16 protein-coding genes and 1 tRNA gene are annotated in these 13735 nt (G+C 72.8%); 5 read left to right on the top strand and 12 right to left on the bottom strand.

Annotation, left to right across the window (positions count from 1 at the left end):
• Positions 1–6: 6 nt before the first annotated feature.
• Together FB554_RS16170 and FB554_RS16165 are read right to left on the bottom strand one after the other, a co-directional pair.
• Entirely contained in the window at positions 7–882 is an 876-nt protein-coding gene (locus tag FB554_RS16170) for an acyltransferase domain-containing protein (protein WP_142007708.1), read from the bottom strand.
• Between the two features lie 36 nt (positions 883–918).
• Positions 919–1842: an AEC family transporter gene (locus FB554_RS16165; protein ID WP_142007707.1), complete on the bottom strand. Its 924-nt coding sequence runs from the start codon at positions 1840–1842 to the stop codon at positions 919–921.
• Positions 1843–1947: 105 nt separating this feature from the next.
• On the opposite strand from FB554_RS16165, the gene FB554_RS16160 reads away from it, so the two are divergent.
• A tRNA-Gly gene (locus tag FB554_RS16160) sits at positions 1948–2021 on the top strand.
• Positions 2022–2083: 62 nt separating this feature from the next.
• On the opposite strand, the gene FB554_RS16155 is transcribed toward FB554_RS16160, so the two are convergent.
• Entirely contained in the window at positions 2084–2554 is a 471-nt protein-coding gene (locus FB554_RS16155; RefSeq protein WP_142007706.1) for a hypothetical protein, read from the bottom strand.
• Positions 2555–2688: 134 nt separating this feature from the next.
• Positions 2689–3315, bottom strand: coding sequence for a superoxide dismutase (locus FB554_RS16150; RefSeq protein WP_142007705.1), 627 nt, complete (start codon positions 3313–3315; stop codon positions 2689–2691).
• Positions 3316–3632: 317 nt separating this feature from the next.
• Between FB554_RS16150 and FB554_RS16145 the strand changes: the two genes are divergently transcribed.
• Positions 3633–5015: an HNH endonuclease signature motif containing protein gene (locus FB554_RS16145; protein ID WP_142007704.1), complete on the top strand. Its 1383-nt coding sequence runs from the start codon at positions 3633–3635 to the stop codon at positions 5013–5015.
• Positions 5016–5033: 18 nt separating this feature from the next.
• Here the strand turns inward: FB554_RS16145 and FB554_RS16140 are convergent, their stop codons facing one another.
• The 3 genes from FB554_RS16140 to FB554_RS16130 are packed head-to-tail and all read right to left on the bottom strand — an operon-like array spanning position 5034 to position 6818.
• Complete coding sequence (locus FB554_RS16140; RefSeq protein ID WP_236022180.1) at positions 5034–5711, bottom strand: DUF4166 domain-containing protein; 678 nt, start codon at positions 5709–5711, stop codon at positions 5034–5036.
• A complete protein-coding gene (locus FB554_RS16135; protein ID WP_142007703.1) occupies positions 5708–6349 on the bottom strand; it encodes an SRPBCC family protein in 642 nt (213 codons plus the stop codon). The genes FB554_RS16140 and FB554_RS16135 overlap by 4 nt, the downstream gene beginning before the upstream one ends.
• Positions 6350–6359: 10 nt before the next feature.
• A complete protein-coding gene (locus FB554_RS16130) occupies positions 6360–6818 on the bottom strand; it encodes a Fur family transcriptional regulator (protein WP_142007702.1) in 459 nt (152 codons plus the stop codon).
• 108 nt (positions 6819–6926) lie between these two features.
• Here FB554_RS16130 and FB554_RS16125 point away from each other — a divergent pair, with 108 nt between their 5' ends.
• The 3 genes from FB554_RS16125 to FB554_RS16115 all read left to right on the top strand — a co-directional run bounded on the left by FB554_RS16125 (position 6927) and on the right by FB554_RS16115 (position 8523).
• Positions 6927–7388 (top strand): GNAT family N-acetyltransferase, encoded by a 462-nt coding sequence (locus FB554_RS16125; RefSeq protein WP_142007701.1) that lies wholly within the window; start codon positions 6927–6929, stop codon positions 7386–7388.
• Positions 7389–7459: 71 nt separating this feature from the next.
• On the top strand, positions 7460–8017 hold the full coding sequence (locus FB554_RS16120; protein WP_142007700.1) for a GNAT family N-acetyltransferase: 558 nt from the start codon (positions 7460–7462) through the stop codon (positions 8015–8017).
• Positions 8014–8523: a GNAT family N-acetyltransferase gene (locus FB554_RS16115; RefSeq protein ID WP_142007699.1), complete on the top strand. Its 510-nt coding sequence runs from the start codon at positions 8014–8016 to the stop codon at positions 8521–8523. The genes FB554_RS16120 and FB554_RS16115 overlap by 4 nt, the downstream gene beginning before the upstream one ends.
• 10 nt (positions 8524–8533) lie before the next feature.
• On the opposite strand, the gene FB554_RS16110 is transcribed toward FB554_RS16115, so the two are convergent.
• The 5 genes from FB554_RS16110 to FB554_RS16090 are packed head-to-tail and all read right to left on the bottom strand — an operon-like array spanning position 8534 to position 13726.
• Positions 8534–9325 carry an SDR family NAD(P)-dependent oxidoreductase gene (locus FB554_RS16110; protein WP_211344690.1) on the bottom strand — a complete coding sequence of 264 codons (792 nt, stop codon included), beginning with the start codon at positions 9323–9325 and terminating at the stop codon, positions 8534–8536.
• A 36-nt stretch (positions 9326–9361) separates the two neighbouring features.
• Positions 9362–10828: an aldehyde dehydrogenase family protein gene (locus FB554_RS16105; RefSeq protein ID WP_142007698.1), complete on the bottom strand. Its 1467-nt coding sequence runs from the start codon at positions 10826–10828 to the stop codon at positions 9362–9364.
• The gene (locus FB554_RS16100; protein ID WP_236022179.1) at positions 10825–11925 is read right to left on the bottom strand and encodes a P1 family peptidase; all 1101 of its coding nucleotides are present in this window, start codon (positions 11923–11925) and stop codon (positions 10825–10827) included. The genes FB554_RS16105 and FB554_RS16100 overlap by 4 nt, the downstream gene beginning before the upstream one ends.
• Complete coding sequence (locus FB554_RS16095) at positions 11925–12767, bottom strand: ATP-binding cassette domain-containing protein (protein WP_142007697.1); 843 nt, start codon at positions 12765–12767, stop codon at positions 11925–11927. Before FB554_RS16095 ends, FB554_RS16100 begins: the two co-directional genes overlap by 1 nt.
• Entirely contained in the window at positions 12764–13726 is a 963-nt protein-coding gene (locus tag FB554_RS16090; protein WP_142007696.1) for an ABC transporter ATP-binding protein, read from the bottom strand. The genes FB554_RS16095 and FB554_RS16090 overlap by 4 nt, the downstream gene beginning before the upstream one ends.
• Positions 13727–13735: the final 9 nt, after the last annotated feature.

Genomic DNA, 13735 nt, shown 5'->3' with positions numbered 1-13735 from the left:
CGCCGCTCAGCGCGGGATCGTGCCCGTGCGCACGTGCCACTCGCCGCCGCCCCGCACCCGCCCCACGATGCCGCGCTGCAGCGAGGTCTCCTGGGGCAGCCGCTCCAGGTCGAGGTCGCCGCGCAGCGCGAAGGTGAAGTAGAGCGCGTCGGCGTTCCCCGGGGCCAGCTCGTCGGTCAGCCGCCACCGCTGCTGGAAGCGGGCGATGTTGCTCTCCGGCGCGACCGTCTCGAGCAGCTGGGGGTCCAACAGCCAAGAGCGACAGTGCAACCCGCGCACCGGCAGGTCGGGGAAGTGCCGGTCGAAGAAGGCGTACGCCCGCGCGAACGACGCGTCGACCGCACCCGGGTCGAGGGGTCCGGTGCGGGGGATGTGGGCGGACAGCCAGCGCCCCTGCTCGGGCACGTCGAGCAGGTTGAGCTGCAGCCGGCCGAGCCAGTAGAGCGCGCCCGACCAGGGAGCGGTGAGCCACAGGGCGGTGCGCAGCCCGAAGGTGCCGTCGTAGGCCGCGCGGTCGATGCGCAGCTGCACGCCGAACAGGCTCAGCGCCGTCCACGAGTCGGCGTCGGGGATGCCGCGGCCGGCGTGGAAGGCGCGCACCTCCGGCACGGTCGCGAGCAGCGCAGCCAGGCGCAGCAGCCCCGGCGGGCGCGCCGCCTCGTCGGGCACCGCCGCGAACAGGTCGGGGTCGGGCATCCGGTAGACGCCGAGGTGCCCGAGCACCGCGTCCGCGGCCGTCGCGACCCGCGCGTGGTCGGCGGTGTCGAGGGTCGGCAGCCAGCGCATCAGCTCGGCGGCGTCGTCGGGCTCGACCGCGAGCGGGTCGAGCAACGGGCGCACCACGTCCAGGGCCAGCCGGTCGGCGATCTGCTCAGGGGTCACGGGCCTCGACACTACGAGGTGGCCCGCGGCTCCGCCTCAGCCGAGGAGGTACGCGATCAGCAGGATCACCGGCACGGCACCGGCGGTGGTCAGCAGGATGGTGTCGCGGGCGAGGGTGGTGGCCCGGTCGTATCGGCTGGCGTGGACGTAGATGTTCTGCGCGGTCGGCAGCGCCGAGCAGACCACGACGGCGAGCAGCGGGTGGCCGTCGAGGCCGAGCGCGAAGTGCGCGACGAGATAGGCGACGAGCGGCTGCACGACCAGCTTCAGCGCGGTGGTGAGCGCCAGCTCCGCCTTCGGGATGCCGCCGCCGAGGCCGGGTCCGAGCCGCAGCGCGATGCCGTACGCGATGAGCATGCCGGGCACGGCCATCGAGCCGACGAGCTCGATGGGGCGTCCGACGAACTCCGGAAGCCGCCAGCCGGTGACCGCGAGCAGCAGGCCGAGCAGGGTGCCGAGGGTCAGCGGGTTGGTGAACGGGCGCAGCAGGATGTCGCGCAGCGACACCCGGCGCCCGCCGCGGTCGGCGTCGAGCACCGCGAGCGCGAGCGGCTGCAGCACGAGCAGCTGCAGCAGCAGCGTGGGCGCGACGAAGGAGGCGTTGCCGAGGACGTACGCCGCGACGGGCAGGCCGAGGTTGCCGGCGTTGACATAGCTGCTCGACAGCGCGCCGATGACGGTGTCTCCGCTGCCGCGCCGCCAGACGAACCGGGCGGCGAGGGCGTACGTCAGGGCCGGGACGAGCACGCCGGCGGCGGTGGCCACGAGGTTGCCGGAGAGCACACCGTGCACGTCGGTGTCGGCGATGGTGGTCACCAGCAGCGCCGGCGAGGCGACGAAGAACGCCAGCCGGGAGAGGATCACGCGGGCCTGGTCGTCCACGAGGCGGATGTGGGCGAGGAGCGCGCCGAGGGCGATGACCAGGCCGATCGTGGCGAATCCCTCGAGCACCGCTGTCACGAGTCACATGCTCTCGCCGGGCGAGTTCGGGAGTGCGGGCGGGTGTCGGTTAGACTCCGTGGCGCCGTGCCGTTGCAGACCGGTCCAGACCGGACGAGCGGCCGCGCGGGCGTAGTTCAATGGTAGAACATCAGCTTCCCAAGCTGAATACGCGAGTTCGATTCTCGTCGCCCGCTCCAGACAGCGAAAAGCCGCCGGCCCCAACGGGATCCGGCGGCTTTCGCGTGCTGCTGGCGCGGGGTCAGCCGCAGTGGAACGACTCACGGTTGTAGCTGTAGACCGTCCCGTCGTGCTCGGTGAGCGACACGGTGATGCCGATGCAGCGCCCGGCGGCGTTCTTCAGGTTCGACGCGCCCGCGTAGTTCGCGAACACGCCGCTGTCCTTGGCGCCGTCGTTGTAGTTGTAGGCGTAGCGGATGGCCGCGGTCATGTCGTGCGAGCCCCAGATGTTGTCGTTCAGGACCAGACAGTTCGTGCCACCGTTGCTGCTGCTGTAGTACAGCCGCCACTGCGCGGTCGAGTGCCGGGTCCCGTTGCTGCTGTAGAGCCGGCCCGAGTTGATCAGCGAACCGCTGCACGAGCTGCTGATGTAGCCGTTCGGCCCGGTGAAGCTGCTGTCGGCCTTGGCCCCGGGCGCCAGGGCGATCCCGGTGGCGGCGGCGCCGACGACAGCAGCTGCCGCGGCCGTACGACGAACGGTCTTGATCTTCATGGTGTTTCCCCCTTGTGCGGTGCACGACGGGCCCCCGCCCGTCTCGGCCCAACCTCCTGCGCGTCCGGCGCGAGGTCAAGGGGTGAGGCGGGTGAGGGCCCGTCTGCGAGAGATGTCTCTCCGGGGGTTGACGATCAGGCCGGGACGATGAGTCCGTTCGTCGCGGTGCGCGCGGCCTCGAACCGGCGGATGACGTCGGCCCAGTTGACGACGTTCCACCAGGCCTTGACGTAGTCGGCCTTGACGTTCTTGTAGTCGAGGTAGAACGCGTGCTCCCACATGTCCAGCATGAGCAGCGGGGTGAGGCCGACCGGCAGGTTGCCCTGGTGGTCGTACAGCTGGCAGATCAGCAGCTTCTGGCCCACCGAGTCCCAGGCGAGGATCGACCAGCCGGAGCCCTGGATGCCGAGCGCGTTGGCGGTGAAGTGCGAGCGGAACGCGTCGAACGAGCCGAACTGGTCGTCGAGCGCCTGCTGCAGCTCACCGTCGGGCTTGTCGCCGCCGTCGGGCGACATGTTCGGCCAGAACACCGAGTGGTTGACGTGCCCCGCGAGGTTGAACGCGAGGTTCTTCTCGAGCAGGTTGACCGTGCTCAGGTCGTCCTTGTCGCGCGCCTCCGCCATCTGCTCGATCGCGGTGTTCGCACCCTTGACGTAGGTCTCGTGGTGCTTGTCGTGGTGGAGCTCCATGATCTCGCCGCTGATGTGCGGGGCGAGCGCGTCGTAGTCGTAGGGCAGCTCGGGGAGCTGGTAGTCGGCCATGTGCACCTCCGGTTCGGATCGGCTACATGCGACTTTGTCGCATGTAGCCCAACCCTAGTCCGGGCCGCTGGAGGCCCCCGGGCCGGTGCCGACCGGTCGAGTACGCCGGCGCCGAGCCGGTCGCGTACGCCGGCACAAGCCGGTCGAGTAGGCCGAGGAACGAGGCCGTATCGAGACCCGGCACGGGCGACGCCGAACCCCGCGGATCTGTTGGCGTTCCGCGGCTCCGGGGGCCTGTCAGTGGTCGGTCGTAGCGTGCTCCTCAGTCGAACACCAGTTCGCCCGTCGTGGGGCGAGCGTCACCCGGGGAGGGGGGCATGGCGGTGAGCACAGCGACCAGCACGGCGAGCCGGCCGCGTGTCGCGGGCGGCGTCACCGTGGCGTCCACCCTGCACGAGCTGCACGCGGTGCTGGACGCGCTGGGTGACGAGCCCGGCCCGGGAGTGCTCGCCGATGCCGACGCGTTGGAGCGCGCGGTGGCCGAGACCGAGCGGCTGGCGCGGCGCGTGGCCTCTCTGAAGCTGCGGCTGGTGGCGTGCGCGAACCGGTCGAAGGTCGCCGCGCAGGGCGGGTTCTCCACCACGGGGGCCTGGCTGGCGCGGCAGACCAACAGCACCGGCGGCGCTGCGACCCGGGAGGCCGACCTCGCCGAGCAGCTCGACGAGCGGCTTCCCGCGACCGGCACCGCGATGTCCCAGGGCCGCGTCTCGCCCGAGCACGCGGGGGTGATCGCGTGGGCGATCACGCAGCTGCCCGAGGGGCTGTCGCCGGACCAGGTCGCACGGGTCGAGGAGTCGTTGGTGGGTGACGCGGCCCGGATGTCGGCGCCGAGACTGCGCACCGCGGCCAGGCGCGCCCTCTCGGTCGTCGAGCGCGACCAGCGCAAGGTCGATGAGCACGAAGACCGGGTCCTGCGCGACGAGGAGAGCTCGGCGCTGGACCGGTGCCGCCTCACGATGCACGACAACCACGACGGCACCGTCTCCGGGTCGTTCGTCGTGCCCCGCCTCGCCGGGGACATCCTGCGCAAGACCGTGCAACAGCTCGCCTCGCCCCGTCGCCAGCGCAACGCTGGCGACGCCGACGACGCCTTCGACCATGACGGTCACCAGGGCGGCAGCGCCCGCTCGGCCAGGAGCGTCGGCGCGCCCGGGGACAAGACCGTCACCTGGGCCGAGGTCGACTGGCCGCACCAGTACGGCCTGGCCTTCGCGCAGCTGCTCGAGCACCTGCCGACCGACCGGTTGCACGGCAAGGTCGCTGCCACCGTCGTGGTCACCATGACCCGGGAGCAGCTGCTCGCCGACCTCGCCGCGGCCGGCCTCGACACCGGGCACGACATCTCGTCCGGGGACGCGCGGCGGCTGGCGTGCGGGGCCGGGATCCTGCCCGCGGTGCTCGACGGGCCGTCCCTGCCGCTCGACCTGGGCCGCACGCGGCGGTTCTTCACCGAGGCGCAGCGCACCGCGCTGGCCACCCGATACTCCGCGTGCGCGGTCGACGGGTGCGACCGGCCCTACGCCTGGACCGAGCTGCACCACGAGACTCCCTACGCCGCCGGCGGTCCGACCGACCTTGCCCACGCCGTCCCGATGTGCGGCTGGCACCACCGCGCCTACCACCTGCCCGGCACCGAAGCCACGATCCGCACCCACGCCGGGACCGGCGTCAAGACCGTCCAGTTCCACCGGCGCACATAGGGATTGGCGCCGTTCGGCTCACAGGCGTGGATCCTCGCGACGGGGCTTCACCGAGGCCGGCACGCCCTCGTCACCGATCGCGGGCCAGGTGCAGGTGAACGTGCCGCGATAGCCCGCGAGCCGGCCGAACCGCCGGTTGCTGACGCTCACCTCGATGCGGAACCGCTCGATCGACTCGTCGTACCGCTCGTGCAGCACGGCCTGCCCGGTGAGCTGGTCAGGGAAGCGGAAGCGCAGCGGCCCCTCCTGGAACACCTGGTCGTGCGAGCGGATCGTCAGGCCGCCCTCGGGGGTGACCTCGAACGACAGCGGCGTCGCGAGGTGCTGGTGGGTGCCGAGGAAGTCGACGACCTGGTTGCGGCCGGGGTCGAGCACCATCTGGGCGTCGAAGCGCGCCCGCCGCGGCGGCACCTCGAACGTGCGGTTGAACGAGACCGTCTCGCGGCCGAGGGAGTCGACGTAGGGGTAGTTCTCGATCATGAACGGGATGTCGCGCCCCTGCACCGGCACGAGGATGTTGCGCCACGACCCCAGGCGCAGGAAGGGCAGCGTCCACGACGGCCCGTGCCACACCTCGTCCATCACGCCGCGACCGATGCACGCTTGCCCGCCGGCCACGCTGACACCGAACCGCTTGCGCATCATGGGGTGCAGCCGCTCGAAGTCGGGCCCCATCGCGGTCGCGAAGATGCTCACACCGCCACCTCGACGTGCTCGATCGTGCGGGGCGCGGTGCCTGACGTGCGGTCGGGCGGGGTGCGCAGGGCGCGCCGCGCGTGCGGCACGACCCGGTTCGACCCGAAGACGTACGCCTTCGCCGCCGCCCGGATCCCGTTGCGCTCCGGGGGTGTTCCCTCCTCCAGCCACAACCGCAGCCGGTCGAAGCTGAAGGCCGTGGCCCAGCCCATCGCCGGGCGGAAGGCGCGGTCGACCAGGCGGCCGACCGGGCCCCAGCGCGTGTCGTAGTCGAAGCCGGTGAGGAAGCGGACACCGTCCTCGGTCGGCACGTATCTCCAGTAGCCGCGGCCGATCCTGATGGGGGACAAGGGGTTTCGCGACCCGAAGCCCAGGGCGGAGGTGCGGGTTCCGTCGGGCCGCTCGGTCTCGCCGAGGGTGCGACCGACCCCGGCGACGGAGAACGGGCCCAGGCGGATGGCGTACCGAAACTCCTGCGGCTGCTGCGGATCGGGCCGCGGGAGGTAGCTGATCTCGGTGAAGCGCAGGTCCCACCGGGTGTGCTGGGCGGGGTCCTGCGTCAGCTCCCAGAGTCGCTCCATCGGGGCGCGCACGAGCGTCTCGACGTAGATCTGCTCGCCGTGGATCTGCCTGCCCATGCGCCCGGCCTCAGGCCTGCTGGTCCTGGGCGCACTCCTCGCAGGTGCCGAGCAGGGCTGCGTGGCGGGGGTCGATCTCGAACCCCGCTCTCTCGCGCACGGACTCGCGCAGCTGCTCCAGCTCGCTCACCGGGAGGTCGAAGAACCGCTCGCACGTCGTGCACTGCAGGTGCGTGTGGCCGTGGCTCTCGCCGGCGGGCGCGAGGTGATAGATCGTCGCGGAGCCCGGCACGTGGGTGTGGGTGAGGATGCCCAGCTCGGAGAGCGAGGTGAGGCTGCGATAGATCGTGGCGCGGTGCACCCCCGGCACCCGGCGGGCGACGGCCGTGGCGATCGACTCGGCGTCGAGGTGCTCGGCGGAGGAGTCGACGACCTCGAGCACGGCGGATCGGCCGGGTGTCACGCGCTCGCCCCGCTCGCGCAGCGCGGCGAGGGCCGCCGTCACCCGCTCGGAACGCCGCTCGATCATGGCCCCAGGGTATGCACCGGCGGCGCCCGCGTCAGGATCCCGTCGACCTGCGTCAAGACCGCGTCAAGCCCGGCCGCGGGCTCCCGCGCGCCTGGCAGCGTCCGGCAGGTGGACCTTCCCGTGCTGACGACTCCCCGACTGCGCCTGCTCCCGACCATGACCGGCCGACCGGGCGTCGGCCGCTGGCTCGCCCACGACGACCGCGGCCCCGTCGCGACCTGGGCGCTCGCCTGGCCGAGCCGCATCGACCAGGGCCGCGCCGGGGTCGAGGCGCAGCTGACCTGCGAGGTCGAGGGCCGGTGCCGGCTCGAGGGGTTGGCGAGCGAGGGCGCCGAGGCCGTGCTGGCGTACGCCTTCGCCACCCGCCGCCTGCTCCGCGTCTTCGCCGAGACCCCCGCCGACGACGACGCCGCCCGCGGTCTCGCCGAGCGGCTGGGCATGCGTTACGTGCGCGCGTTCCACCTGTGCCGGCCCGTCGAGGACGACGCCGACCCGTGCACGGTGGAGTACGCGATGACGTACGCCGAGTGGCACCTGGGCGCCCGGCCACCCGCTGCGCAGACGGGCTGAGCACGGTCGCGCGCACCGGGCGACCCGTGACCACTCACCGCCAGCCGCCGCCGGGTGGCAGCATCCGAGACATGCCTCTGCCACCGCTGCGCACCGACCGCCTGCGCCTCGACCCGCTCGGACCGGAGCACCTGGAGCAGCTCGTCGAGCTCGACAGCGACCCCGAGGTGCTGCGCTACCTGTTCGCGCGGCCGCGCACCCGCGCCGAGGTCGAGGAGTCGATGGTGCGCCGCACGAACCCGGCGCACCAGGAGCGTGGCATGGGCTACTGGGCCGGTTTCGCGGGCGAGGAGTTCATCGGGTGGTGGGCGCTGCTGCCGGTGGGCAAGCCACAGGAGGGCGACCCAGGTGACGGCGTGCTCGGCTATCGACTGATACGCCGCGCGTGGCGCCGCGGCTTCGCCAGCGAGGGCGCGCGCGAGGTGCTGCGCTACGGCTTCGCCGACCTCGGGCTGCCCCGCATCACCGCCGAGACGATGGCCGTCAACGCCGGCTCCCGCGCCGTGATGCGCTCGATCGGCATGACGCACTGGCGGTCCTACCTGCTCGACTTCGACGAGCCGGTGCCCGGCGCCGACGAGGGCGAGGTGCTGTACGCCATCAGCCGCTCCGCGTGGGAGCGTCAGTGAGCGGGGACGCGGGCACCGAGCCGGTCGTGCGGGTCATCACGTGCGAGACCCGAGACTCGCTCGCGGCCGCCGGTCGCCTGTTCGACCAGTACCGGCAGCACTACGGCATGCCCCGGGACAACGCCGAGCGAACGCTCGTCTGGCTCACCGAGATGGTCGAGTCACGGATGCTCACAGTGCTGACCGCGTCCGTGAACCCGTCGGCGCCTGTGCCGGTCGGCCTGGCCACCGCCCACGCCGTCCCCGCTTCCCTCGGGCGCGGTCGGTTCTGGCAGGTGCGCGACCTGTACGTGCGCCCCGATGCTCGCCGCCGGGGAGTCGCGGCTGCCCTGGTCGCCACGGTTCGGGACGCGGCGTCGGCCGCTGGAGCGAGTCGCCTGTCCTTGGTGACAGAGCACGACAATCACGCTGCCCTCGATCTCTACCGCCGCCTGGGATTCGTGACCGTAGAGGGGCTCACGACGCTCAGCCTCGACCTCGCCGCGCCACGCACCCTGGAGGAGTAGGGCTTCGCCGTCAGGTCGGTGGGGTGTAGCGGCCGTCGATGGCGGTCCAGCCGCCGTCGACGAACAGCTGCGAGCCGGTGACGAAGGACGACGCCTCGCTGGCGAGATAGACGACCGCACCGACCAGCTCGTCAGGGCGGGACCAGCGGCCGAGAGCGCTCTTGTCCGAATACGCCTGGCCCCATTCGGGATTCGCGCGGATCTGTTCGGTCAGTGGGGTCTCGACCACGCCCGGCGCGACGGCGTTGACGCGCACCCCGTCCGGCCCGAGCTCCGCGGCGGCGGTGCGCACCAGCTGCATCAGGCCCGCCTTCGTCGCGGCGTACGCCCCCTGCCCCGGCTCCACGGTCACCGCACGGATCGAGGTGAACGCGACGATGCTGCCGCTGCCGCGCTGCGCCATGCGCGCGCCGAACGCGCTGATCAGCTCGAAGCTGCTCCGGAGGTTGAGCGCCACGACCCGCTCGAACTCCTCGGGTGCGTAGTCGACCATCCGCTTGCGGATGTTGGTGGCCGCGGTGAGCACCAGCACGTCGACCGGGTCGAGCGCCTCCGCCGCTCGCGGGATCGCTTGCGGGGCAAGCACATCCAGCTCGTACGCCCTCGCCCCCTCGAGCGTCGACGTCACGTCCTGCGCGGCGGCCAGGTCGCGGTCGGCCACGACCACCTCGGCGCCGAACGCGACGAGTCCCGCGACCAGCTCGCGGCCGATGCCGCCGGCTCCGCCGACGACCACCGCCCGCTTGCCGGTGAGGTCGAACAGGTTGCGGTAGTCCAGATTGCTGTGGCCCGAGTCGTCCATCCCTGCTCCTTCACTCCGGTTCTTCACTCAGGCTCTTCACTCCGGCTCGCCCGGCCGGATCACGGCCATCCGAGTCACCGTGAGCTCCTCGATCGCGAACCGTGGGCCCTCGCGCCCGATGCCGGAGTCCTTGACCCCGCCGTACGGCATGACGTCGGACCGGAATCCGGGCACCTCGTTGATCACGACCCCTCCCGCCTCGATCTCCTCGATCGCCCGGAACGCGGTGGCGAGCGAGCGGGTGAAGACGCTGGCGTGCAGCCCGTAGCGAGACTCGTTGACGGCCTCGAGCGCGGCGTCCAGATCGGGCACGGCCCGCACCGCGACCACCGGGCCGAACACCTCCTCGTCCCAGACCCGTTGTCCCGCAGGCACGTCCACGAGCACGGTGGGCTCGATCGCCCTGCCGCGCGCCGCCCCGCCCGCGGCGATCTCGGCGCCAGCAGCAGCCGCGTCCTGGACCCAGCCCAGCACCCGGTCGGTCGACCGCGCGTCGATCAACGGCGCGACGCGGGTCGCCTCGTCGCGCGGGTCCCCGACCACGACCTGCGCCATCGCCGCACGCAGCAGCCGGACGAAGTCGTCGCGCACCGACTCCACCACGATCACCCGCTGCACGGAGATGCACGCCTGGCCGGAGGCGTAGTAGCCGCCCCGCACCACGGCTGCGGCCGCCGCGTCGAGGTCGGCGTCGTCGCTCACCACCAGCGCGGCGTTGGACCCGAGCTCGAGCAGCACCTTCGTGGGTGCCGCGGCCCGCGCGATCGCGTGCCCGACGGCGGCCGATCCGGTGAACGACACCGCCCCCACCCGCGGGTCGGTCGTCAGGGCGCGCCCCACCTCGGCGTCACCCGTCACGAGCTGCACGGCGGCCATCGGTGCACCGGCCCGCGCCAACGCCTCGCGGAACAGGTGCACCAGCCAGAGGGTCGAAAGCGGTGTGGGCTCAGCGGGTTTCGCGATCACCGGGCATCCCGCCGCGAGGGCCGGCGCGATCTTGTGCGCGGCGAGCAGCAGCGGGTAGTTGTAGCCCGCGATGCCCACGACGACGCCGATCGGCCGTCGCTGCCAGAAGCCCAACAGGCCCCGCCCGCTCGCCAGCAGGTCGAGCGGCACCGTCTCGCCGTGCAGCCGCGCCACCTCCTCCGCCGACGTCTCGAGCGTCAGCAGCGTGCGCTCCACCTCGACCCGGCAGTCGACCAGCGGCTTGCCCGTCTCGAGCACCAGCAGCCGCTCGAAGTCCTCCCGGTTCGCCGCCACGTCGCGGTGCACGTCCTGCAGCACGGCGCGCCGGACGTACGACGGGAGCCGGCCGACCTCGCGCCGCACCTTGGCCGCGGCGTCCAGCGTCTGCCCGGCCAGCACCGGATCACCCTCGGGCGCCTGCGCGACGACGCTGCCGTCGTACGGGAAGACGACCTCGCGCGAGGCACCCGCTGCCACCCAGGCGTCGCCTACCGGCAGGCCCTCGGGCCACCGGCCACGCCAGCCGTCGTCGCTCACGAGCGGTCCTGGAAGCGCGGTTGACCCCGGAAGACCGAGGGCAGGGCGTCGCGGTAGGAGCGCCACGTGATGCCCGCCGCGGTCACCGACTCCGCTGCGAGCACCGCCCGCCCGACCGCCCGCGTGACGCAGTCGGCGCCGGCCTCGAGGATCGCGTGGAACCTCCACGCGTCCGGCACGTCCCGGGCGCAGGTCGCCAGCGCGAAGATCGTGTCGCCGTCGAACATCGTGTGCACCGGACGCACCGCCCGGGCCAGCCCGTCGTGCCCGATGCCCGCCAGCTTCTGGCACTGCGCCTTGCCGAGCGTCGCGTCGGTCGCGACGACGCCGATGGTGGTGGCCATGGCGTACGGCGGCATACCGCTCGCCTTCGCGCGCTCCTCGGCCAGCCGGCGAGCTGCGGCAACCTCGGCCGGGTCGGCCGGGTTCATCGGCGGGAAGTCACCGGGCAGCCCGAACCGAGCCGCGTACAGCTCGCCCGTGACCGGATCCGCGCTGGAGCCAATGGCATTCGCGACCACGACGGCTGCCACGGTCGTGCCGTCGGGCAGCACCGCGCTCGCTGACCCGACCGCGCCCTTGAGCCCACCGACCTTCGAGCCGGTGCCCCCGCCGACGTTCCCCTCGACCACGCCGGCGGTCGCGTCGACCGACACCGCGTCGTCGTAGGCCGCTGCCCCCATGTCCGCGTCGGGGCGCGCCCGGAAGTCGCCGCCCCGCCCCAGGTCGAAGACCACCGCGGCCGGGACGATGGGCACCACGATGTCTCCGAGCGGGAAGCCGATGCCGGCATCGTCGAGCCGCTCCATGACCCCCGTCGCGGCCGCGAGCCCGAAGGCGCTCCCCCCGCTCAGCACGACCGCGTGCACCCGTTCGACGGCGTTGCGCGGGTCGAGCAGGTCGGTCTCGCGGGTGCCCGGGCCGCCGCCGCGCACGTCGACCCCGCCGACAGCGCCGTCCGGCCCGGTGAGCACGCAGGTCGTGCCGGTCAGCCAGCCGTCGCCGATGCGTTGCGCGTGCCCGACCCGCAGCCCGGTCACGTCGTGCAGCGAGTTCGTCGGTCCTGCAACGGTTTCCGTCATCACCCTTCCGTCCATCACCCCTCCTTCCGTACGTCCGCGGCCAGGTCCGCAGCCGACCGCCCGGCGAGGGCGTCGGACAGGTGCGGGATGGCCGCCACCAGCGACCGGGTGTACGCGTGCTCGGGGCGCTCGTAGACCTGCTCGGTCGGTCCGACCTCGACGAACTCGCCGTCCTTCATCACGCCGACCCGCTCGCAGACGTACCGCACCACCGACAGGTCGTGCGAGACGAACAGCAGCGTCAGGTCGAGCCGCTCGACCAGCTCGAGCAGCAGGTTGAGCACCTGCGCCCGCACCGACACGTCGAGCGCGCTCACCGGCTCGTCCGCCACGATGATCCGCGGCTCGGGGGCGAGCGCCCGCGCGATGGAGATGCGCTGCCGCTGCCCGCCGGAGAACTGGTGGGGAAATCGGTCCGCCGCGTCGGCCGGGAGCCCGACCGACTCCAGCAGCTCGGCGATGCGCTCTCGGGGGCGCGGTTTCCCTTGTGCCACAAGAGGTTCGGCGATGATGTCGCCCACCTTCATGCGCGGGTCGAGGGAGCCGATCGGGTCTTGCAGCACCAGCTGCATCCGGTCGCGCACGAACCCCAGCCGGCGTTCGGGCAGACCGGTGATGTCGCGCCCCTCGATCTCGACGCGGCCGCTGGTCGGGCGGTCGAGCCCGGCGACGATGCGCAGCAGCGTGGACTTGCCCGACCCCGACTCGCCGACGATCCCGAACCGCTCCCCCGCCGGCACCTCGAGGGTGACGCCGCGCAGGGCGTGCACGACCGGGGCCGGCCGCAGCAACGACCGCCGTGGCCGCCGGAAGTCGCGGGTCACGTCGGTGAGCCGCACCGCGGGCGCCTCGCTCATGCCGCCCCCTCCTCACCGGTCGCCGGGTGCACGCAGGCGTGTCCGTCGTCCTCGTCGCCGACCCACGGCGGCTGCTGCTCGCAGCGGGCGTCGGCGTGGGCGCACCGGGTGCGGAAGACGCAGCCCGCCGGGAACTGCCCCGCCTGCGGCACCGCCCCGGGGATCGTGGCCAGCCGCCCGTCGCCTCCCACCGCGAGGTCGGAGGCGGCGAGCAGCCCCTGCGTGTAGCGGTGCCGCGGCCGGGCGAAGACCTCGGCGACCGGGCCCGCCTCGACGATGCGCCCGCCGTACATCACCAGCACGCGGTCGCACACCGTCGCGACCACCCCGAGGTCGTGGGTGATGAACAGCATCGCCGCCTCGCGCGCCGCGACCCCGCGCACGATCAGGTCGAGCACGAGCGCCTGCACGGTCACGTCGAGCGCGGTGGTCGGCTCGTCGCAGATCAGCAGCGCCGGGTCGTTGGCGAGCGCGATCGCCGTGACGACCCGTTGCCGCTGCCCGCCCGACAGCTGATGGGGGTACGCCCGCGCCACCTCTCCCGGAGAGGGCAGCCCCACGTCGTCGAGCAGCTCGACCGCCGCCGCGCGAGCAGCCTTGCGGTTGCTGCGAGTTCGGTGGATCCGCATGGCCTCGGCCACCTGGTCGCCGACCCGCATCGTCGGGTTGAGCGCCGTCATCGGCTCCTGGAAGATCATCGACATCGTGCGTCCGCGCAGCCCCGCGAGGGTGCGCTCGGGAGCGGTGAGCAGGTTCGGCTCGACCCCGGCCAGACGTACGTCCCCGGTCGCCGACAGCCCTTCCGGCAGCAGACCCATGAGCGCCAGGGCGGTGATCGACTTGCCCGACCCCGACTCCCCGATCAGGCCGACCCGCTCCCCCTGCCCGATCGCGAACGTCAGGTCGTGCACCAGACCGACCGGCCCCACCGTCACCGACAGGTCGCGCACGTCCAGCACGGCGGGCCT

This window comes from Barrientosiimonas humi, assembly GCF_006716095.1.
In the GTDB taxonomy this organism is placed as follows: domain Bacteria; phylum Actinomycetota; class Actinomycetes; order Actinomycetales; family Dermatophilaceae; genus Barrientosiimonas; species Barrientosiimonas humi.
The sequence above is the reverse complement of the archived record's forward strand: the minus strand, read 5'-3'. Positions and strand labels throughout refer to the sequence as shown.

Bases quoted from the DNA above. Each gene is read 5' to 3' on its own strand.
- FB554_RS16155 (WP_142007706.1), bottom strand. From the start codon at position 2,554: ATGAAGATCAAGACCGTTCGTCGTACGGCCGCGGCAGCTGCTGTCGTC.
- FB554_RS16095 (WP_142007697.1), bottom strand. From the start codon at position 12,767: ATGAGCGAGGCGCCCGCGGTGCGGCTCACCGACGTGACCCGCGACTTC.
- FB554_RS16110 (WP_211344690.1), bottom strand. From the start codon at position 9,325: ATGGACGACTCGGGCCACAGCAATCTGGACTACCGCAACCTGTTCGAC.
- FB554_RS16120 (WP_142007700.1), top strand. From the start codon at position 7,460: ATGCCTCTGCCACCGCTGCGCACCGACCGCCTGCGCCTCGACCCGCTC.
- FB554_RS16130 (WP_142007702.1), bottom strand. From the start codon at position 6,818: ATGATCGAGCGGCGTTCCGAGCGGGTGACGGCGGCCCTCGCCGCGCTG.
- FB554_RS16100 (WP_236022179.1), bottom strand. From the start codon at position 11,925: ATGGACGGAAGGGTGATGACGGAAACCGTTGCAGGACCGACGAACTCG.
- FB554_RS16150 (WP_142007705.1), bottom strand. From the start codon at position 3,315: ATGGCCGACTACCAGCTCCCCGAGCTGCCCTACGACTACGACGCGCTC.
- FB554_RS16135 (WP_142007703.1), bottom strand. From the start codon at position 6,349: ATGGGCAGGCAGATCCACGGCGAGCAGATCTACGTCGAGACGCTCGTG.
- FB554_RS16145 (WP_142007704.1), top strand. From the start codon at position 3,633: ATGGCGGTGAGCACAGCGACCAGCACGGCGAGCCGGCCGCGTGTCGCG.